This window comes from Actinomadura parmotrematis, assembly GCF_019458805.1.
GTDB classification, from domain to species: Bacteria; Actinomycetota; Actinomycetes; order Streptosporangiales; family Streptosporangiaceae; genus Spirillospora; species Spirillospora parmotrematis.
This window is the reverse complement of sequence record NZ_JAIBOA010000002.1, coordinates 392,015-412,250: the sequence shown is the minus strand read 5'-3', so window position 1 is coordinate 412,250 and position 20,236 is coordinate 392,015. Positions and strand designations below refer to the sequence as shown.

Annotated in this window: 16 protein-coding genes; 7 read left to right on the top strand and 9 right to left on the bottom strand. The window is 75.7% G+C overall.

Features of this window, described 5'->3' with window-relative positions:
* Position 1 precedes the first annotated feature (1 nt).
* Both K1Y72_RS04705 and K1Y72_RS04700 read left to right on the top strand, forming a co-directional pair.
* Entirely contained in the window at positions 2–544 is a 543-nt protein-coding gene (locus K1Y72_RS04705; protein ID WP_372452828.1) for an Rv1363c family protein, read from the top strand.
* Between the two features lie 11 nt (positions 545–555).
* Positions 556–1,074, top strand: coding sequence for a nuclear transport factor 2 family protein (locus K1Y72_RS04700; protein WP_220163517.1), 519 nt, complete (start codon positions 556–558; stop codon positions 1,072–1,074).
* Positions 1,075–1,085: 11 nt separating this feature from the next.
* Here K1Y72_RS04700 and K1Y72_RS36985 read toward each other — a convergent pair whose 3' ends face one another.
* The 4 genes from K1Y72_RS36985 to K1Y72_RS35925 form a co-directional block, all read right to left on the bottom strand.
* Complete coding sequence (locus K1Y72_RS36985; protein ID WP_220163516.1) at positions 1,086–2,675, bottom strand: toprim domain-containing protein; 1,590 nt, start codon at positions 2,673–2,675, stop codon at positions 1,086–1,088.
* Positions 2,676–2,733: 58 nt separating this feature from the next.
* The gene (locus tag K1Y72_RS04690) at positions 2,734–5,400 is read right to left on the bottom strand and encodes an AAA family ATPase (protein ID WP_220163514.1); all 2,667 of its coding nucleotides are present in this window, start codon (positions 5,398–5,400) and stop codon (positions 2,734–2,736) included.
* Positions 5,401–5,517: 117 nt separating this feature from the next.
* Entirely contained in the window at positions 5,518–6,393 is an 876-nt protein-coding gene (locus tag K1Y72_RS35930; RefSeq protein ID WP_308286900.1) for a serine hydrolase, read from the bottom strand.
* Positions 6,390–7,322 (bottom strand): LysR family transcriptional regulator, encoded by a 933-nt coding sequence (locus tag K1Y72_RS35925; protein ID WP_258571881.1) that lies wholly within the window; start codon positions 7,320–7,322, stop codon positions 6,390–6,392. The genes K1Y72_RS35930 and K1Y72_RS35925 overlap by 4 nt, the downstream gene beginning before the upstream one ends.
* A gap of 111 nt (positions 7,323–7,433) precedes the next feature.
* Here K1Y72_RS35925 and K1Y72_RS04680 point away from each other — a divergent pair, with 111 nt between their 5' ends.
* Positions 7,434–9,065, top strand: coding sequence for a penicillin-binding transpeptidase domain-containing protein (locus K1Y72_RS04680; protein WP_220163512.1), 1,632 nt, complete (start codon positions 7,434–7,436; stop codon positions 9,063–9,065).
* Here K1Y72_RS04680 and K1Y72_RS04675 read toward each other — a convergent pair.
* Both K1Y72_RS04675 and K1Y72_RS04670 read right to left on the bottom strand, forming a co-directional pair.
* Complete coding sequence (locus K1Y72_RS04675) at positions 9,043–10,071, bottom strand: magnesium transporter CorA family protein (RefSeq protein ID WP_220163510.1); 1,029 nt, start codon at positions 10,069–10,071, stop codon at positions 9,043–9,045. The genes K1Y72_RS04680 and K1Y72_RS04675 overlap by 23 nt on opposite strands.
* A complete protein-coding gene (locus tag K1Y72_RS04670; RefSeq protein ID WP_220163507.1) occupies positions 10,068–11,090 on the bottom strand; it encodes a LacI family DNA-binding transcriptional regulator in 1,023 nt (340 codons plus the stop codon). Before K1Y72_RS04670 ends, K1Y72_RS04675 begins: the two co-directional genes overlap by 4 nt.
* A gap of 116 nt (positions 11,091–11,206) precedes the next feature.
* On the opposite strand from K1Y72_RS04670, the gene K1Y72_RS04665 reads away from it, so the two are divergent.
* On the top strand, positions 11,207–12,412 hold the full coding sequence (locus K1Y72_RS04665) for an MFS transporter (RefSeq protein ID WP_220163505.1): 1,206 nt from the start codon (positions 11,207–11,209) through the stop codon (positions 12,410–12,412).
* A gap of 22 nt (positions 12,413–12,434) precedes the next feature.
* On the opposite strand, the gene K1Y72_RS04660 is transcribed toward K1Y72_RS04665, so the two are convergent.
* A complete protein-coding gene (locus K1Y72_RS04660; protein WP_220163503.1) occupies positions 12,435–14,042 on the bottom strand; it encodes a dolichyl-phosphate-mannose--protein mannosyltransferase in 1,608 nt (535 codons plus the stop codon).
* A 127-nt stretch (positions 14,043–14,169) separates the two neighbouring features.
* On the opposite strand from K1Y72_RS04660, the gene rsmI reads away from it, so the two are divergent.
* Together rsmI and K1Y72_RS04650 are read left to right on the top strand one after the other, a co-directional pair.
* Entirely contained in the window at positions 14,170–15,003 is an 834-nt protein-coding gene (gene rsmI / locus K1Y72_RS04655) for a 16S rRNA (cytidine(1402)-2'-O)-methyltransferase (protein WP_258571971.1), read from the top strand.
* A 150-nt stretch (positions 15,004–15,153) separates the two neighbouring features.
* A complete protein-coding gene (locus K1Y72_RS04650; protein WP_220163501.1) occupies positions 15,154–15,459 on the top strand; it encodes a hypothetical protein in 306 nt (101 codons plus the stop codon).
* A gap of 15 nt (positions 15,460–15,474) precedes the next feature.
* On the opposite strand, the gene K1Y72_RS04645 is transcribed toward K1Y72_RS04650, so the two are convergent.
* Complete coding sequence (locus K1Y72_RS04645; protein WP_220163500.1) at positions 15,475–17,025, bottom strand: glycosyltransferase family protein; 1,551 nt, start codon at positions 17,023–17,025, stop codon at positions 15,475–15,477.
* Positions 17,026–17,182: 157 nt separating this feature from the next.
* Positions 17,183–18,721 carry a hypothetical protein gene (locus K1Y72_RS04640; RefSeq protein WP_220163498.1) on the bottom strand — a complete coding sequence of 513 codons (1,539 nt, stop codon included), beginning with the start codon at positions 18,719–18,721 and terminating at the stop codon, positions 17,183–17,185.
* A gap of 233 nt (positions 18,722–18,954) precedes the next feature.
* On the opposite strand from K1Y72_RS04640, the gene K1Y72_RS04635 reads away from it, so the two are divergent.
* A complete protein-coding gene (locus K1Y72_RS04635; RefSeq protein ID WP_220163496.1) occupies positions 18,955–20,229 on the top strand; it encodes a glycosyltransferase family 2 protein in 1,275 nt (424 codons plus the stop codon).
* Positions 20,230–20,236: the final 7 nt, after the last annotated feature.

Here is a 20,236-nt window from a genome sequence, read left to right as displayed (position 1 = left end):
CATGACCGTGACGACCGAGAGACCCCCGGCGGTGCGGGAGGAGCGCGCCCTGCCGCGCACCGCCGCCGCCCTGCTCTGCGCGGCGGCCGTCGCCGCCGCCTGGTTCGGGTGGGGCTGGTACGCGGCCGCCCACGACTCCTCGCTCCGCTACTCTTGGCTGCGCGAGCAGGTCCTCCAGGCCGGCGAGCAGGGCGTCCAGAACCTCAGCACCCTCGACTACCGCACGGTGGACGCGGGCCTGAAGGTCTGGCGCGACTCCTCCACCGGCGAGCTGCACGACCAGCTCGTCCAGGGCGGCGCGCAGTTCAAGGCCGACGTCCAGCGCGGCCGGACCGTCACGACCGCCAAGGTCCTGGACGGCGCCGTCGGCGAGCTGGACGAGCGGGCGGGGCGGGCGACCGTCCTCACCGCCGTCCAGATCACCGTCACGCCCGCGCAGGGCGCCCCGTCCAGCAAGCAGAGCCGCCTCGTCGCCCGCCTCACCCGCACCCCTGCCGGGTGGAAGGTCAGCGCGCTCGGGCAGGCACCGGCGAACGGATCCTGAAGGGACGCCGCATGAACCTCCCCACCGGCCCGCTGCGCGCGCCCGCCGCCCTCGGCGCCGCCGCCGTGGCGCTCGCGGGCTTCGCCGTCCTCGCCCACCAGAAGGCGGACGCCCTGCGCGGCGGCGCCGCCGTCCGCAACGTCGCGCTCACCGACAACGCCCGCACCAGCGAGGTGAAGGGCGCCGTCACGCAGATCGTCAACGGCGTGTTCTCCTACGCCTACACCGACCCGGCCAGGACCGCCGCCGCCGTGAAGGCGTCCCTGACGGGCGCCGCCACCGGCCAGTACGCGGCGCTGTTCGCCAAGGTCGGGCAGCAGGGACCGGCGCGCAAGCTCGTCCTCACCACGACCGTCACCGACAGCGCCGTCACCTCCCTGCGCGGCGACCGCGCCCATCTGATCGTCTACGCCGACCAGCGCAGCACCGGCGCCGCCGACGGCCGGACCGCCTACGCCGCCGCCCTGCTCACCGTCGACGCGGTCCGCACCGGCGGCCACTGGAAGATCGCCTCGCTGCGCACCTTTTGATGACCGGGCGGTCAGGGGGCGGCGGCGGTGAGGAGCTCGGCGGTGACGAGGGCGGGCGGGACGTCCAGGCGGGCGGCCAGGCGGACGACCTGGCGGGCGGCCTCGGCGGGGCGGGCGGCGGCGATGACGGCGACGGCGGCGCGGAGGGCGGACAGGCGGGCCTCGTTGGTCTGGAGGGGGCCGCCCGCCCGCGAAGCGGCGTCGTCCACGACGAGGTCGAGGAGGCGGCCGGGGGAGCGCAGGGCGGCGCGGACGGCGGCGCGGCCGCCCTCGTGCAGGAGCTGCGCCGGGTCGCGGCCCCCGGGCAGGACGGCGGTGTCCACCGGCCCCGGGACGGCGGCGAGGGCGGGCCAGGCGCGGACGGCGGCCGACCGGCCCGCCGCGTCGCCGTCGAGCGCGACGAGCAGGCCCGCCCGCTCCAGGTCGCAGGCGCGGGCGAGCGCCGCGACCTGCGCGGGCGTGACCGCGACGCCGCAGGTGGCGACGGCGGCGTGGCCGCGCGCCGCCGCCAGGTCGACCGCGATGGCGTCGAGCGGCCCCTCCACCAGGACGGGACGGGCGCCCTCGGCGAGGCGGCCGGACGCCTCGTGCAGCCCGTAGAGCAGCTCGCCCTTGCGGAACAGGGAGGTGTTCGGGCCGTTCAGGTACTTAGGGCCGGTGCCGCCGTCGCGGCGGCGGCCGATGAAGCCCGCGACCGCGCCGCCCTCGGCGCGGATCGCGAACATCGCCCGGTCGCGGAAGGTGTCGCGGCCGCCCGGCCGGGCGAGGCCCGCCGCGACGACCGCCTGCTCGGTGTGGCCGAGCCCGAGCAGGTGGTCGAGCAGGTCGCGGCGGCCCGCCGGGGCGTACCCGATCTGCCAGCGGCGCTGCACGCCGCGCGCGAAACCGCGCTCGGCCAGGTAGCCGGGCACCCAGCCGTCGCGGACGCGGGCGCGGAAGAAGCGGTGCGCCGCCGACATCAGATCGCCGGACGGGTCGGTGAGGCGGGCGTGCAGGATCCGCGCGAGCCGCAGCACGGTGTCGCCGAGCCGGTCGTCCGCCCAGTCCGCCGGGGACGGGAACGCCGGGGGCGGCGGCTCCAGGCCGAGCCGCGCGAGCACGACGAACGCCACCGACCGCGCGACGAGGTCGGCGCGGGGCAGGCCGCGCGGCGCGAGGTCGAGGGCGAGCCGGTGGGCGAGGGCGTCCGGGCCGTCGTCGGCGCGGACGGGCAGGCCGCACCGGGCCGCCTCGGCGGCGAGCCGCTCCCAGATCCGCGCCTCGCCGGGCTCGGGGCGCGGCAGCGGCAGCCCGGCGGTCTGCGCGACGTCGAACACCGGGCGCGTCCCGCCGCCCCGCGCGAGGACCCGGATGCCGGCCTCGCCGCGCCGGACCTGGCGGCCGGCGGCCTGCCACTCGGCGTAGGAGCGGACGTCGGTGGCGGCGCGCCACTGCGCCGCGATCAGCAGGGTGTTGGTGAATCCGTAGCGGCCGTGCCGGGCGGCGTGCTCCAGCCACCACGCCCACGGCAGCGTCCCGTCGTGGAGGCGGGCGGCCTGGTGCCCGGCCAGGTCGCGGAGGACCGAGGTGTCCTCGGGCATGGCGCTCCCCTCGCTCGTCACGGCGGGGAAGCCTCCCTGTTCCTACCCGTTCCGGCCCCGGACCACTCGCCTGTCCGGGTTACAGGTAGAGCCCGAGGAGCTCGTCCGGGCGGTCGAGGACGGGCGGCAGGTCGGACGGGCGCAGCGTGACGAGCTCGGCGCGCGACGGGCGGCCCTTGCGGCCCGCCGCCGCGACCCGCTCGGACTGGCGGGCGACCGCGACGTCCAGCAGGTTGCGCATGAGCCGCCCGTTGCCGAACGACGGTCCGCGCGGCACCCGCCGGAGCGCCCGGCGCAGCACCTCGTCCATGCCGGGCGCGAGCCGGTACCCGTCGGCCTCGGCGAGCTGCTCGAACACCGCGATCAGCTCGTCGTCGCTGTAGTCGGCGAAGTGCAGCCGCTTGGGGAAGCGCGACTCCAGGCCCGGGTTGGCGGCGAGGAACTCGGCCATCTCCCGCTCGTACCCGGCGACGACGACGACGAGGTCCTCGCGGTGGTCCTCCATCATCTTCACCAGCTCGGCGATCGCCTCGAACCCGTAGTCGCCCTTGTAGGACGACTGGCTGAGCGTGTACGCCTCGTCGACGAACAGCACGCCGCCGAGGGCCCGCTCGACGAGGCGGCGGGTGCGCGGCGCGGTCTGCCCGACGTACTCGCCGACCAGGTGGGCGCGGGACGCCTCCACCAGGTGGCCCGAGGACAGGACGCCGAGCCGCTTGTAGATGCGGCCGAGGAGCCGCGCCACCATCGTCTTGCCGGTGCCGGGGTTGCCGGTGAAGACCAGGTGCCGGGTCGGCGCCGACACCTTCAGGCCGGCCTCGGTGCGCAGCCGCGCGGCGTGCGTCCCGGCGACCAGCAGCGAGATCTCCTCCTTGACGGTCTCCAGCCCGGTGAGGCCGGCGAGCTCGGTGAGGGGGCTGCCGGTCGGGAGGCCGACGTCCAGCAGCGCCGGGACGTCCTGCTTGCGCACCACCGGCTCGGCGCCCGCGGCGGCGCGCTCGCGGGCGGCGTCCACCAGCGTCCCGGCGAGGTGCGGGGCGAGGCGGGCGTTGCGGAGCGTCTGCAGCGGCGGGGTCGCGGCGAGCAGCTCGCCCGCGGCCTCGATCGCCTGGCGGGTGGCGCGGCCGCCGCGGGCGCGGACGGCGCGGCGGAACAGCTCGGCGTGCCCGGCGGCGGTGAACGGGCGGGTCCGCGCGACGGTGAACCGCAGCGGCAGCGCCGGGTTGACGTCGCGGATGCGGTCGTCGCCGGCGGCGTCGCAGAGCGCCACCAGGTTCAGGTCGGGGTGGATCGCCAGGAGCCGGTGCAGCTCGTCGGCGAGGGCCTCCCCGTTGCCGGGGTCGGCGACCATCGCGTCCAGCCCCTCGATGATCAGCAGCCGGTCGGCGGCGCAGTCGCGGACGTCGGCGTGCAGCTTGGCGACGGCGTCCGGCAGGCGCTGCCCGACGAACAGGTTCGCGGTGAGCCAGAGCGGCTCGCGGGCGAGCGACAGCGCCCGGCCGAGGTCCTGCGCGGCGTCGCGCTTGCCGGTGCCGTCGGGGCCGGCGAGCAGCAGCCGGACGGGGGCGCTCGCCCGGCTGAGCTCGGCGAGGACCGCGACGACCTCGGGCTGCCCGACGAGGGAGGTGTCGACGGCGGCGGCCGGCGCGCCCCCGGCGGCCTCCGCCGCCGTCCCCGGGGCGGGCGCCAGCGTCGCCGCCAGCGGGTTGATCACCTTGCGGCGGGTGCCGAAGACGCGCCGCAGGTCGGTCTGGAACTGGCCGACCGGGATCCACTCCGAGCGCGGGAACCAGGGGTCGCCGGGCAGGCCCTGCACGGTCGCGACGAACCGCATCGCCATGTCCAGCCAGGCGCGGCAGGCGTCGGCGGCGCCCGCGACGAGGGCGCGGAGCAGCCACGCCTGCGTCCGCTCCTGCCACGGGCCGGGCTTGAAGCCGCGCTTCTCCACCGGGAACCGCTCCTGGACCTCCAGGTAGCGGTCCTCGCCGACGGCGACGGCGAGCTCGGCGGGGACGTGCTCCATGCTGCCCTGCAGCAGCAGCCGGACGAGGTGCGCCTCGACGGTCTCGTCGACCGGCGCGACGGCCTTCAGGTGCTCGAACGCCGCGACGAGGCCGGTGCAGACCCACTCCAGGTACCCGACGGGGCCGAGCAGCTCGGGGACGGCGGCGAGGACGTCGTCGCCGGCGTGGGCGTTCCAGCGCTCGCGCAGCTCGGCCTTCGGGACGTTGGCGTCGCCGGGCGGCGGCGCGTCGTAGAGCCGCAGCAGCGCGCGGCGGCGCTCCTCCAGCGGCGCGATGCCCTCCAGCGCGACCAGGCAGTCGCGGGACAGCTCGATCGCCAGGTCCCGGTCGGGCGCCTCGACCAGCCAGTCGACGGGGGGCCGCCACCGGCCGCCGGGCGCGTCCCAGCGGGTCATCCGCGACGACGGCGGCGACTGGTTGACCAGGTGGGCGCGGAGCAGCCGCTCGGGCAGCTGCGACATCGACCCGCCCTTGATCGCCCCGCCGCCCGGCAGGAACGCCAGCATCCCGTAGACCTCGGCCAGCACCAGGGACGCCGGCAGGGTCAGCAGCTTGTGCTCGTCGGTGGTCAGCCCGGCGCAGCGCGGGTCGGCGGCCAGCGCGTCGATCCGCGCGGTGACCTCCTCGAACAGGCCGTCCGGCACCCGCCAGGGGCCGTACGCGTAGACGTCGAGGACCGGCTCGTCACCGAGCAGTAGCTCCAGATGCTCCGGCAGCCGCAACGCATTCTCCCCAAGAGACAACAAAGCTGAGGTAACAGCCTATGTACTCCCGGGGACTGGATCAGGCGCGATCGGCCGCGAACCCTCGGTGACCGGCCGGTCAGGGCGGGCGGCCGGTCAGGACGGGCGACGCAGCGCCTCCACCGCGAGCCGGGCCGCGGTGCCGATGGCGGCGTCGGCGGCGGGCAGCACGGCGGCCGGGACGTGCGCGCGGGTGAAGACCGCGACGGCGTACCGGCCCCCGTCGGGGTACTCGACCACCCCGGCCTCGTTGCGGACGGTGGCGAGGGTGCCGGTCTTGCCGCTCACCACCACGTCGTCGAAGGGGAACCCCGACGCCAGCCGGTGCGGCCACACCTGGAGGCCGAGCAGCCGCCGCATCGCCGCGCACGCCGCGGGCGGGGCGGCCTCGTCGCGCCAGATCATGGCGAGCAGCGCGGCGGCCTCGCGGGGCGTGCTGCGGCTGGTGCGGGCCGGGTCCAGGGCGCTGAGGCGGCCGAGCAGGCCGGGCTCGTCCAGCCGGTCCCACAGCTCGGCGAGGTCGCCCACGGCGGCGTCGGCGAGGAGGGAGGCGTGCAGGTCGCGGCCGTTGCCGGCGACGCGGGTGCGGGCGAGGCCGAGCTCGTCCAGGGCGGCGTTCACCGCGTCCCGGCCGACCCGGTCGTAGACGGCGTCGGCGGCGGCGTTGTCGCTCACGGTGATCATGAGGGCGGCCAGGTCGCGCAGCGACATCGCCACCTCGTCCAGCATGATCGAGGTGCCGGTGGGGCCCGGCGTGCGGTCGGCGGGGGCGAGGACGGTCCGCTCCGCCGGGTCCAGCGCGCCCGCGGCGGCCCGCCGGTGGAACGCCACGAGCAGCGGCACCTTGTAGACCGAGGCGAGCACCACCGGCTCGTCGGGCCCGACGCCGACCGCGCGGCCGGTGTCGACGTCCACCGCGTGCAGGTGGCCGGTGACGCCGGCGGCGCGGAACACCTCCGCGAGCCGCCTCACGCGAGGAACCCCGACGACGGGCGGGGCGCGACGCGGCGCGGCGCGGCGTCCAGCGGGACCATCCGCGCCTCGCGGCGCAGCACCGCGGCGGCGGCCGCGGCGAAGTCGGCCACGGCGCCGGGGACGGGCCCCGCGCGCCAGGCGCAGGAGGTGCGCCACATGATCGGGTCTCCGGTGATCGGGTGCCAGGACGCGCCCGGCGCGTCCGGCACGGGCGGGGTGAGCGCGACCGCGGTGCCGGCGAGGACGAGCCCGAGCGCGAACTGCGGCTGGCCCGCCTCGCGCACCGACGGCGGATCGTAGCCGTGCCGGCGGCAGGCCGCCAGCAGCTCGTCGAAGGCGCCCGGCGCCTCCTCGCGGGGGAACACCACCAGGTCGCGGCCCGCCAGGGCGGCGAGCGCGACGGGCCCGGCGGCCTCCCCGGCGGGCAGCAGCACGCCGAACCGCTCCCCGAGGACGGGCCCGAACGCCAGGCCGCGCACCGGGCAGGGGTGCCGGACGATCCCGACGTCCAGGTCGCCCGCCGCGAGCGCGGCGCCCTGCGCGGCGGTGGACAGGTCGCGGATCTCCAGCCGGTGCTCCGGGCGGCGCTCGCGGAACGCCGCGATCAGCGCCGCGACCACGTCCCCGCCGAGGCCCGCGGGCAGCCCGGCGCGGAGCGGCGCGCCCTCGGCACGATCGGCGAGGGCGTAGACGCGGTCGACGCGGGCGAGGATGTCGCGGGCCTCGTCCAGCAGCAGGCGGCCGGGCCCGGTCAGCTCGACGCGGCGGCTGGACCGCTCGAACAGCCGCACGCCGAGCTCGCGCTCCAGCCGCTGGATGCGCTGGCTGAGCGGCGGCTGGGCCATGCCGAGGCGCTCGGCGGCGCGCCCGAAGTGCAGTTCCTCGGCGACCGCAACGAAGCAGCTCAGATGCGGCACCAGGTTCATGACCGGCGACGATATCAGAAACCGTATCAGTACCTGCCGGATATCGGTCTTGGACATCCGCGCGCCGTGATGGTGTCCTTTCGGACATTGCCTACTCGGGGGAGGGTGCGCGTGCGGCGGACCGGAGTGATCATCAGTGTGGTGGCGGTCGTGCTGCTCGGCGGTGCCGGGCTCGTGTGGTTCCTGGCGCGGGACAGCGGCCCGCGCGGCACCGCGGAGGACTACCTGGCAGCCTGGAGCCGCGGCGACTTCGCCGCGATGCGGGCGCTCACCGACGGCGCGCCCGCCGACTTCGAGAAGCGCCTGTCGACCATGCGCACCGAGCTCGGCGCGGTGAAGCAGGACTACACGATCGCCGCGTTCAAGGACGACGGCGGCTCCTTCAACGCCGACCTCACCCTCGCCGGCGGGCGCACCTGGTCCTACCTCGGCGCGTTCTCCTTCCTCGAGCGGGACGGAAAGTGGAAGGCGCGGTGGACGCCCGAGCTGCTCTACCCCGGGCTGACGGAGGGGCAGCGGCTCCGCACGTCCCGGGCCTGGCCGTCGCGCGCCGGCGTCGTCGCCGCCGACGACAGCACCCTCAGCGGCCCCGGGTCGGCGGGCCAGCTCGCCGGCTCGGTCGGCCCCGCCGACGCCAAGACCGCCGCCGCGCTCGGCGCCCCCTACCAGAAGGGCGATCCGGCCGGCCTGGACGGCCTGCAGCAGCAGTACGAGAAGCGCCTCGCCGGCACCCCCGCGCTCGCCGTGCAGATCGTCGACGCCAAGAACGCCGTCGTCAAGACGCTGAAGACCTACGGCGGCAAGGAGGGCGAGAAGCTGGTCACCACCATCGACCCGCGCGTCCAGCAGGCCGCCTCGCAGGCGCTCAAGGACGTGAAGAAGCCCGCCTCGGTCGTCGCGATCCGCCCGTCCACCGGCGAGATCCTCGCCGTCGCGAACAAGCCCGGCGGCTACAACCGGGCGCTCATGGGCCACTACCCGCCCGGCTCGACGTTCAAGGTCGTCACCGCCGCCGCGCTCGTCGCGGGCGGCATGAGCGCCTCGACCAAGGTCGGCTGCCCCGCCACCACGGCCGTCGGCGGCCGCACGTTCAAGAACTACCACCACGAGGACTTCGGGACGATCCCGCTGCGCGAGGCGTTCGCGCACTCGTGCAACACCACCTTCGCCCGCCTCGCCGTCGACGAGCTGGGGGAGAAGCGCCTCGCCCAGGTCGCGCAGCAGTTCGGGTTCAACGCGCCGATCATCGGCGGCCTGCCCGCCGTCCGCGCCGCCTTCCCCGACGCCAAGGACGCCACCGCGCTCGCCGCCGCGTCCTTCGGCCAGGGCGAGGTGCTGACCAGCCCCCTCAACATGGCCGCCGTCGCGGCCGCCGCCCAGTCCGGGACGTGGCGCTCGCCGCGGATCGTGGACGCCGCGCTCGCCGCGCAGGCCGCCGACGCCGGCGGCCGGAAGCCCGAACCGCCGCACAAGATCGAACCGGCGGTGCGGCGCGCCCTGCACGCGCTGATGCCCGCCGTCGTCAGCGAGGGCACCGCCAAGGACGTGTCGTTCCCCGCCGGCACCGCGGGCAAGACCGGCACCGCCGAATACGGGTCGGGCGACGACCCACCGACGCACGCCTGGTTCATCGGCTACCGGGGCGACCTGGCCTTCGCGGTGATCGTCGAGGGCGGCGGCACCGGCGCCGAGGCCGCCGCGCCCGTCGCCGCGGACTTCCTCAGAGCCAGTCGCGCTTCTTGAACACCAGGTACAGGCCGACGCTGAGCAGCACGATGACCACGCTGCTCACCACGAAGCCCGAGTGCGCCGAGTAGCCCGGATAGGGGACGTTCTGCCCGTAGAAGCCGGTCACCGCCGTCGGCACCGCGATGATCGCGGCCCAGCTGGTGACCTTCTTCATCACCTCGTTCATCCGGTTGCCCTGCAGCGCGATCCGGGTGTCGAGCAGGTTGGCGACCAGGTCGCGCAGGCCGTCGGTCCACTCGGCGACGCGCAGCGTGTGGTCGTAGACGTCCTGGTAGTAGGGCGTCAGCTCCTTGGTGACCAGCCCGAGGTCGCGGCGGAGCAGGGTGTTGAGGATCTCGCGCATCGGCAGCGTGACGCGGCGGAGCGCCGCCAGGTTCTTGCGCAGCCGGAAGCTGCGCTGCTGGATCCGGCGGACCGGGAAGGACTCGTCGAAGATCAGCTCCTCCAGCTCGTCGGCCTCGTCGTCGAGCTTCTGCGCCGCGTCGAGCTGGGCGTCCACGACGAGGTCGAGCAGGCCGTAGAGCAGCGCCGACACCGGCCGCTCCGCGAACCCCTTCTCGCCGAGCTCGGGGCCGTCGTCCCAGCGGTCCATCAGCGCGTCGATCTTCAGGCCGCGGTCGGTGCGGACGGTCACCAGGGCGTGGTCGGTGACGAACACCGACACCTCGTGCAGCGTCAGCTCGCCGCCGTCGACGTGCGGGACGTACAGGTTGAGGAACAGGTAGCCGTGGTAGCGGTCGAGCTTGGCGCGCTCGTGCGCCGACACCGCGTCCTCGACCGCGACCGGGTCGAGGTCCAGCTCCTCGCTGATGACGTGCAGGTCGTCCCTGCCGGGGTCGCAGAGGTCGAGCCAGACGGTGAGGCCCTGCCCGATGTACTCGCTGACGTCGGCGACCGGGAACCCCTCGGCCTCCACCTTGCCGTCGTGCCAGGCGCGGGTGCGCGGCGCCTCGGCGCCGATGTGGTCGGCCGAGTGCGCCTTGGCGGGATCGGTGGTCATGCGCCGGGTATACCCCCTGTCCGCCGATCATGCGGGGGCGGGGCGGTCGAACCGCGCACCACCAGGCGGCCGGGCAGCGACACCGGCGCGGGCGCGCCGCCGCCGAGCAGCTCCAGCAGCGCCGCCATGCCGCGCGCCCCGAGCTCGGCGGCGGGCAGCCGGACGGTGGTGAGCTCGGGCTCCAGCGCGGTCGCGAGCTGGTCGTCGTCGAAGCCGGTCACCGACAGGTCGCCGGGGACGGCGAGGCCGCGCGCCCGCGCCGCCTTGTAGGCGCCGGCGGCCATCGCGTCGTCGTCGCAGACGAGCGCCGTCGGCGGGTCGGGGGCGTCCAGCAGGCCGAGCGCCGCCGCGCGGGCGCCGCCGACGGTGAGCGGCCCGGCGGCCCGCCGGTAGGAGCCGCCGGGCAGCGCCCGGACGGCCGCCGCGAGCGCCTCGCCGCGGGCCCGGAACGTCCACTGGTCGATCGCGGCCGCCACGTGCCCGACGCGGCGGTGGCCGAGCGCGCCGAGGTGCGCGGCGAGCGCCGCCATCCCGCCCGCCACGTCGAAGTCGACCGTCGGGGTCGGCCCCGCCGGGTCGCTGTCGAGCATCACCGCCGGCGTTCCGGGGAACCGCGCCACCGCCTCGACGGCCAGCGACGAGGCGAGGATGCCGTCGATCGCCTCGTGCGGCGCGGCGAACGGGCTGCGCGCGGGCCCGGCGTCGTCGGGCCAGGGCAGCACCACGATCCCGAAGCCGTGCTCGGCGGCGACCCGCGCCGCGCCCGCGTGCACCGCGCCGAAGAACGGCGCCGACAGCGTCGGGATCATCAGCAGGACGGTGCGGGTCGTCCCGAGGCGCAGGCTGCGCGCGGCGAGGTTCGGCCGGTAGCCGAGCCGGTCCGCGGCCGCCCGGACGGCGCCCGCGGTCGCCGGGGAGATCCGGCCCTCCCACTTGCCGCCGAGCACCAGCGACACCGTGGACTGCGAGACGCCGGCCGCGCGCGCCACGTCCCTGCTGGTCGGGCGGGCGCCGGGCACGCGGCCTCCTTCGGGGAACGGCGATGTGGCCGCGATCAGGGTAGCGAGGACCCGCCCGGAGATGGTTGGCTGGACACCGTTGGTAATACGTATGACTGGATCGGACGGTGCGGGCGATGCGGACCTATGTCGAGTTCCTGCGCGTGCGGCACGCCGCGCGGCTGCTCGGCGGCACCCTGCTCGGCCGGCTGCCGAACGGCATGGCGCTGCTGGCGATCGTGCTGCACGTCCGCGCGCACGGCGGCGGCTACCCGCTCGCCGGGGCGCTCGGCGCGGTGAACGGCCTCGCGACGGCCGCCGGGCAGCCCGTCCTCGGCCGCGCCATGGACCGGTTCGGGCAGCCGCGGGTGCTGCTGCCGTCGGCGCTCGCCGCCGCCGCGGGGTTCGCGCTGCTCGCCTGGACGGGCGTGCGCCCGCTGCCGGTCGCGGTGGCCGCCGTCGTCCTCGCCGGGTTCGCGACGCCGCCGCTGGAGGCGGGACTGCGCGCGCTCTGGCCGGACGTGCTGGACGGCCCCGACCAGGTCCAGGCCGCCTACGCGCTCGACGCCGCCGCGCAGGAGCTGCTGTTCACCCTCGGACCGCTGATCGTGGTCGGCGCCGCAGCCGTCTCGACCGAGGCCGCGCTGCTGCTCACCGGCGCCCTCGGCATCGCCGGGACGCTGGTGGTGGTGTGCGCGGGGCCGTCGCGCCGGTGGCGGGGCGCGCCGCGCGCGGCCGACTGGCTCGGCCCGCTGCGCGCGCCGGGACTGCGGGTCCTGCTGCTGTCGCTCGGCTTCGCCGGCGTCGCGCTCGGCGTCTACGCGATCGCCGTCGCCGCCTACGCCGAGCGCTCGGGCGTCCCCGCGCATTCGGGGCTGCTGCTCGCGGCGATGTCGGCGGGCGCGCTCGCCGGCGGCCTTGTTTACGGGGCGCGCCCCCGCACCGGCGCGCCGCACCGGCGGCTGCCGGTGCTGCTGGCCGCGCTCGCCGCCTGCTACCTGCCGCTCGTCTGGGCGCCGGGCCCGCCGCTGATGGCGGTGCTGGCGTTCGCCAGCGGCATCTGGCTGGCGCCCGTCCTCGCCTGCACGTTCTCGCTGGTGGACCGGCTCGCTCCGGCCGGGACGGTCACCGAGGCGTTCGCCTGGGTCGTCGCGACGATCTGCGCGGGCGGCTCGCTCGGCTCGTTCGTCGCGGGACTCGGCGAGTCCCTGGCGGGCGTCCCGGGCGCGTTCGCGGGCGCGGGCGCCGGCGGGCTGCTCGCGCTCGCCGTCTGCCTGCTCGGCGGGCGGGCGCTGCGGCCCGTCCCGGAGGACGCCCCCGCGCCCGCCGCCGCGCGGGCCTGAGCGGGGGCGGGCGCGCGCCGGGTCAGATCCAGGAGCCGAACCAGATCCGCGCGTGCCAGGCGTCGTAGGTGATCGTCTGGGCGGCGAGGATCGGGTAGAAGTAGCCGAAGTTGGCGAGCACGACGAGGACGAACGCGCCCGCCGCCGCGGCGCCCGCGACCCGCCGCACCCCCGCGACGGGCGGCGCCGGCTCGCCGGTCAGCGCGTTCACCCCCGGCCGCGGCGCCGGCCCGATCAGGTAGCCGAGCACCAGCACCACCGCGATGATCATGAAGGGGATCAGCGGGGTGGCGTAGAACAGGAACATCGTCCGGTCCTCGAACGCCGACGGGAACCAGGTCAGCCAGCCCGCGGCGAAGCCGAGCAGCGCCGCGCCGGCCCGCCAGTCGCGCACCATCAGCCAGATCACCAGCGTGACGGCGAGCGCGGCGAGCGCGCCCCACCACAGGGCCGGCGTCCCGATCCCGAGGATCTCCCGCGAGCACCGGTCGGCGCCGCAGGCGCCCTTCGGCTCGACGTAGAAGAACGCCACCGGGCGGCGCAGCACCGGCCAGTCCCACGGCCACGACTGGTAGGGGTGCTTGGCGTGCAGGCCGGTGTGGAAGTGCAGCATCTCGGCGTGGTAGCGCCAGAGGTCGGGCAGCGCCTCGAACGGCCGCAGCAGCGGGTTGGACGCGACCTCGCCGCGCCCCCAGCCGCCCGCCCGGAAGATCCAGCCCCACCAGGACGCCAGGTAGGTCACCGCCGCCACCAGGACGAGCTGCACGAACGCCGGGCCGGCCTCCAGCGCCAGCGCCCCGGCGGCGGGCCGCCGCACCCCGGCCGCGCGCCGCGCGCCGTAGTCCCACACGACGGCCATCAGCCCGAACGCGGCGATGTAGAAGACGCCGGTCCACTTGGTGGCGACCGCCATGCCGAGGCAGAGCCCGGCCGCCCACCGCCAGCCGTGCGCGACGAACGGCCCGAGCGCCCCGCCGAACCCGCGCTCGGTCCGGTCGGCGAGGATCCGCCGCGAGCGGTCCCGGTCGGCGACCAGGCAGGCGAACCCGGCGAGGATCCAGAACATGACGAACACGTCGAGCAGCGCGGCCCGGCTCGTCACGAACGCCAGGCCGTCCACCGCGAGGAGCAGCCCGGCGGCGCAGCCGAGCAGCGTCGACCCGGTCATCCGGCGCGCCAGCCGCGCCAGGATCAGCACCGACAGGGTGCCGGCGAGCGCGGGCACGAACCGCCACCCGAACGGGGTGGCGCCGAACAGCCACTCGCCGAGCGCGATCATCCACTTGCCGCCGGGCGGGTGCGCGACGAACGCGCCGCCGTCCGCCCAGATGTTCGCGTGCGGGTCGGCGATGAGCAGCTTGTCGGCGTCCTTGACCGTGTTGCGCTCCCACCCGAACTTCAGCAGCGCGAGCGCGTCCTTGGCGTAGTAGGTCTCGTCGAAGACCACGGCCTTCGGCTCGCCCAGCCGGTAGAAGCGGAGGAACCCGGCGAGCGCCGTGACGAGCAGCGGCCCGAGCCAGCCGAGCAGCGGGCTGCCGGGGACCGCGGGCGCCAGCCGGTCGCGCAGGCGCGGCAGCCGGTCCGCGTCCTCCTCGATCAGGTGCGCCGGGGTGTGTTCCGTCGTCGCCATCCCGCCATCGTAGGGGCGGGCCGCGGGCGGGACCGGCCGGGTGGCGCGCGGGAGGGTCAAGTCGCGCAACAATTGACAGGTGACGGGGACGACGGAGACGAGCGGGACGACAGGGCCGGCGGGCACGATGGGGACGCTCATGCTCGGCGCCGCGCCGATCGGCCGCCCCGAGGACGCCTCGCCGCGCCTCCGCGCCGCGCTGGCGGCCGCGCCGGTGGTGGCGGCCGAGGACACCCGGCGGCTGCGGCGCCTCACCGCCGACCTCGGCGTGCAGACCACCGGCCGGGTCGTGTCCTACTTCGACCAGAACGAGCGGGCGCGCGCCGCGGAGCTGCTGGAGGAGCTGCTCGCCGGCCGCGACGTCCTCGTGGTCACCGACGCGGGCCTGCCCGGCGTGTCGGACCCCGGCTACCGGCTCGTCGTCGCGGCGGTGGCGGCGGGCGTGCCGGTGACGGTGCTGCCCGGCCCGTCGGCGGTGACGACGGCGCTCGTCATGTCGGGGCTGCCGACCGACCGGTTCTGCTTCGAGGGGTTCCCGCCGCGCAAGGCGGGCGAGCGCGCCCGCCGCCTCGCCGCGCTCGCCGCCGAGCCGCGCACCATGGTGTTCTTCGAGGCGCCGCACCGGCTCGCCGCGACGCTCGCGGCGATGGCGGACGCGTTCGGCGCGGACCGCCCGGCGGCGGTCTGCCGCGAGCTCACCAAGACCTACGAGGAGGCGCGGCGCGGGCCGCTCGCCGAGCTCGCCGCCTGGGCCGCCGAGGGCGTCCGCGGCGAGATCACCCTGGTCGTCGGCGGCGCCCCCGAGCCCGCCGGGCTGACCGACCCGGGCGACCTCGCCGCCGCCGTCGCGGCCCGCGAGGAGGACGGCGTCCCGCGCAAGCAGGCGATCGCCGACGTCGCCAGGGAGAACGGCCTGCCGAAGCGCGAGGTGTACGACGCCGTCCTCGCCGCCAAGGAGTAGTGGCCGCGCCAGAAAGCCGTCACCCCCGCGCGGAACGGTCCAGGACGGCGTTCCGCGCGCCCGTTCCGGGGGCATACTCGGAGATGCCGGCGCGCCGGCCCCACGGGGGGACCGGGGCGCGCGAGGCGGTCACCCGAGGGGGTGGGGGTCATGCGGGACGCATGGTCGAGCCACGAGGTCTGGGTCTACGAGTGCCTGTGCTGCGCGGCGAGCTGGGACGAGGAGTTCGAGGTCCGGCACACCGCCGACGGGCACGGGGGCGAGGGCGTGGTCTACGAGCACGCCGGCCACCGCTGCACCGTCCCCTGGTGCGACGACCACACCTGCGCCGCCTGCGGCAGCCAGAACGTCAAGGCGTTCTCGGCCCCGTGGCGCAGGCGGGCCACCGCACCGGAGGCGCGGCGCGACAGCGGGCTGGAGATGCTGTTCCGGCTCCGCCGCCTGCACGCCTGGTAGGCGGTCCGGGGGCGCCTACGCCGGCCCGTCGACGCTCTCCGCGGGCGCCGTCGCGGGCTGGGCTGCGGGCTCAGCGGGGGCCGCCGCGCGGCGGCGGAACCGCCGGGCGAGGCCCGCGCGCGCCTCCGGCGTGAACGCGAGCGCGGCCGCGATGCAGGCGAGCGGCACCGTCGGCAGGATGTAGCGGTAGTCGAACTCGGCGGTGGCGGCGGGCGCGAGCAGCAGCCCGGTGCCGAGCGCCCACGGCAGCAGCGCCGCGAGCGTCCCGTGCCGCTCGCGCGCCTTCTCGGCGCGGCGGCCCCAGCGGCGCCAGGTGGACGCGACGACGCCGAGGCCGACCAGGAGCAGGACGCCGAGCAGCGTCCCGGGCAGGTACGCGACCGACTGGTAGCCGCGCATGATCCCGGCGAACGGCTCGTTGACGCGGGTGCGGATCGGGCCGTGCTCGTAGCGCTCGGCGTCGTCGGTGGCGGTGCCGCCGCTCGGCGACGGCCACTCGCCGAGGTCCTCGGAGGTGGCGCGGAACCGGTACCGGTCGTAGGTGGCGCGGTCGGGGAAGACCGGCCGGTTCCAGGTGAACGAGCGCAGGAAGTCCGTGCCGACGACCTTCAGGTAGTCGCCGGGCTGGGCGAGGATGGCGCGGCGCGCGAACGGCCCGGCGACCTCGATCTTCTCGCGGCCGAACCGGGAGCCGGAGTAGCGGTTCAGCGGGGAGGCCCGCTGCCAGAGGGAGTCCTGGGAGAACCGCATCCGGTTGGCGGGCTCGACGCAGAGCGGCATCTCCTCGACCGGCACGTCCATCTTGTGGCAGTCGGCGAACTTGGAGACCCGCGAGTACAGCATCAGCGAGCCGCTCTCCACGACGGTGAACCGGCCGTTCTCGACCTTGTACCAGCCCATGTAGGCGACGACCGGGACCAGGCACGCCACCGCGAGGACCGCGACCGTCCGCCAGGGCGTCCGGCGGACGATCAGGAAGAACAGGACGCCGAACAGCACCGGCATGCCGACCGAGCGGGTCAGCCAGACGAGGCCGACGAGCAGCCCGGCGGCGGCCGCGACCCGCTTGCCCGGCCGGCCGTGCCAGAGCAGCAGGGTGACCGCCGACACCAGCAGGAACATGAACAGCGTGTCGGACATGATCAGCTGTTCGAGCTGGATCTGGTAGGCGTCCAGCAGCACCGGGGCGGCGGCGAGCGAGGCGCCCCAGCCGGGCAGCCCGAACCGGCGCCGCAGCAGCAGGTAGATCATGGCGCCGGCGCCGAGGCCCATGAGGTGCTGCACGAACACCACGAGCGCGAAGCTGTGGAAGGGCCGGAGCAGCAGCAGCAGGAACGGGTAGCCGTCCGGGCGCATCATGTCGGGCGTCGGCCAGAGCGCGACCTGCACGTAGTTGAAGCTGTCGGTGAACCACATCGCGGGCGTGTAGCCGGCCATCGCGATCAGGCGCAGCAGCACGGCGGCGGTGATGAGGGCGAGGAACGGCCGGTGCGCGCGCCACCCGGCGGTCGCCCGGACGGCGGTCGCCCGTGCGGCGGTCGCCCGGACGGCGAACGATGCTGCCATGCGTCGGTCTCCTGGGTGTCGCCGGCCGGCGGCCGCGGGACGGGTCGGGCGGGGTTCGGTCCCCGTCGATCAGACGGGCGGATCGGCCGGGCGGTTCGCCCGGGTGGTCGGGTCAGGCGGGTCCGGCGGTGCTGCCGGGTCCGGCGGGTCGGTCGGGTCAGGCGGGTCCGGCCGCCGACTCGGTGTCGCGGACGGCGGGTCCGGCCGGCCGCGCGTCCTCGCGCGGCGCCGGGCGGGCGCGGGCGGTGCCCGGCCGGCCCGGCCGCCAGGCGAGCGCCGCCGCCAGGCAGGCCATCGGGACGGCCGGCACGACGTAGCGGTAGTCGAACTCGGCGGTCGCCGCGGGCGTCACGAGCAGGCCCGCCACCACCCCGAAGGGCAGCAGCACCGGCCCGAGCCAGTCGCGGCGGCGGGCGACCCCCGCCACCGCCAGGAGCAGAAGGATACCGACCATCGTGCCGCGCAGGTAGAAATGCGCCTGGTAGAAACGCAGGAACCGGGCGTAGGGCTCGACGACGCGGGTGTCGCCGGAGCCGTGCTCGTAGGCCGTGACGTAGGGCTCGGCCCACTGCGGCACCGGCTCCGTCGTGGCCCTGAACTGGTACAGGTTGTAGGTGAAGGCGTCGGGGTAGACGGTGCGCTTCCAGAAGAAGACGCGCGCCACGTCGTAGCCGACGGCGCTCAGGTAGTCGCCGGGCTGGGCGACGATCGCCCGCTTGGCGAAGCGGCCCGCCAGGGCGCTCTTGTCGTTGCTGAACATGTCGCCGGGCACCCGGAACAGCGGCGACTCGTCGCCCCACACGTAGAACTGCGAGGACGGCCGCTCGCGCGGCGCGACCTCGGTGCAGAGCGGCATCTCCTCGACCGGCACGTCCATCTTGTGGCAGTCGGCGAACTTCATCACCCGCGCGTACAGGAACGGGCCGCTGCTGTTGCTGAGCGCGAACTTGCCGTGGGCGGCGTGGAACCAGGTCGCGTAGCCGGCGAGCGGCAGCGCGCACGCGACGAGCGCGACCCCGAGCGACGTCCAGCGGATGCGCCGGATCACCAGGTAGACGAGCACCACCATGAGCAGCGCCATGCCGATCGAGCGGGTCAGCACGGCGGCGGCGAGCAGCAGCCCGATCGCGGCCGCGCGCGCCGGCGTCACCGTCCGCCACCAGAGGACGGCCGTGACGAGCACGGTGATCAGGAAGGTGAACAGGGTGTCCGACAGGACCATGTGCTCCAGCTCGACCTGGTACGCGTCGAGGAGCACGGGGGCGGCGGCGAGGGTGGCGAGCCACCGGGGGCAGCGCAGGCGGCGCTTCAGCAGCGCGTAGATCAGGACGGCGGTGCCGAGGCCCATCAGGTGCTGGAGCGCGACGACCAGCGCCAGCGAGTGGAACGGCTCCAGCGCCTGGAGCAGGAACGCGTAGCCGTTCGGGCGGACGATGTGCGGCTCGGCGTCGATGGCGCTCTGCACGTACTGGAAGCCGTCGTTGAACCACATCGCCGACCGGTAGCCGAGCATCGCCGCGACCCGCAGCAGCAGGCCCGCGGTGAGCAGGGCGAGGAAGGGCCAGTGGCGGGCGGCGCGGCGGAGCGTCCGGTCGATCCGGGCCCGGGGCGGCGGCGATCCGGGACCGCGCCGCCTCCGCAGCGCGGACGCCCAGGTCAGGGCGCGCCGCGCGCCGGCCTCGGTGGCGTTCGACAACGCGCCACTACCTCCCAAGGTCGGCTGAGCCCGTATCATCGGTCCTCAGCATGCCGTTCGCGCCCTACGGACCGCGGGACGCCGCGGCGTGGAAATCGTGCCGGTCTCCGCATTTCGCCGATGTCTCGCGGCTCGGGCGGCGGCTACCGGTAGCCTCTGAACCCTGCAAGAGCAGAAGCGAGATTAGTCGAAATCCCCAGATCCCGTATCCAAGGGGACGGCAAGGAGTCGACATGGAACTTACTGTAGTGATGCCGTGTCTCAACGAGGCGGAGACGGTCGAGACATGCGTCCGCAAGGCCGTCGCCTGCCTCGCCGAGCACGGGATCGACGGTGAGGTCCTGGTCGCCGACAACGGCAGCACCGACGGCAGCCAGGCGCTCGCCGAGGCCGCCGGCGCCCGGGTCGTGCACGTCACCAGCAAGGGCTACGGCAACGCGCTGCTCGGCGGCATCCGCGCCGCCCGCGGCGAGTACGTCATCATGGGCGACGCCGACGACAGCTACGACTTCACCTCGCTGCTGCCCTTCGTCGAGGAGCTGCGCGCGGGCGCCGACCTGGTCATGGGCAACCGGTTCAAGGGCGGCATCGCCAAGGGCGCCATGCCGCCGCTGCACCGCTACCTCGGCAACCCGGTGCTGTCGTTCGTCGGCCGGCTGTTCTTCAAGAGCCGCATCGGCGACTTCCACTGCGGCCTGCGCGGCTTCCGCCGCGACGTGGCGCTGTCGCTCGGGCTGCAGTCCAGCGGCATGGAGTTCGCCAGCGAGCTGGTGGTCAAGTTCACCACCTTCGGCTACAAGGTGACCGAGGTCCCGACGACGCTGGCGGTGGACGGCCGGTCGCGGCCCCCGCACCTCAACACCTGGCGGGACGGCTGGCGCCACCTGCGCTTCCTCATGCTCTACAGCCCGCGCTGGCTGTTCCTCATCCCGGGCCTGCTGCTGATGGCGCTCGGCCTCGCCGCCGGGATCGCGCTGTCCACCGGCCCGGTCACCGTCGGCGAGATCGCCTTCGACGTCGACACCCTCGTCGGCGCGTCGGCGATGATGGTCATCGGCTTCCAGGCGGTGCTGTTCGCGCTGTTCACCAAGTCCTACGGCGTCGCCGAGGGCTTCCTGCCGCCGACCGACCGGATGCGCAGCTTCCTGCGCAGCTGGTCGCTGGAGCGCGGCCTGATCATCAGCGGCGTGCTCGCCGTCGCGGGCCTCGCCGGCCTGGTCGCCTCGGTGGCGCACTGGAAGCTGCGCAGCTTCGGCGAGCTCGACCCGCGCGAGTCGCTGCGCCTGGTGGTGCCGTCGGCGACGGCGCTGATGATGAGCTTCCAGGCGCTGCTCGGCACGTTCTTCCTGTCGATCCTGAACATCCGCCGCGCCTCGCACCCGGCGACCGAGCCGGGCGCCGCCGACGAGTCGACCGTGCAGGACGCGCTGCACGCCCGTCCCGCCGCACCCGCCGCCCCGGCCGCCGAGCCGGCGGCGGACGCGGCCGGGCTGGGCGGCCGGGACTGACCCGCCG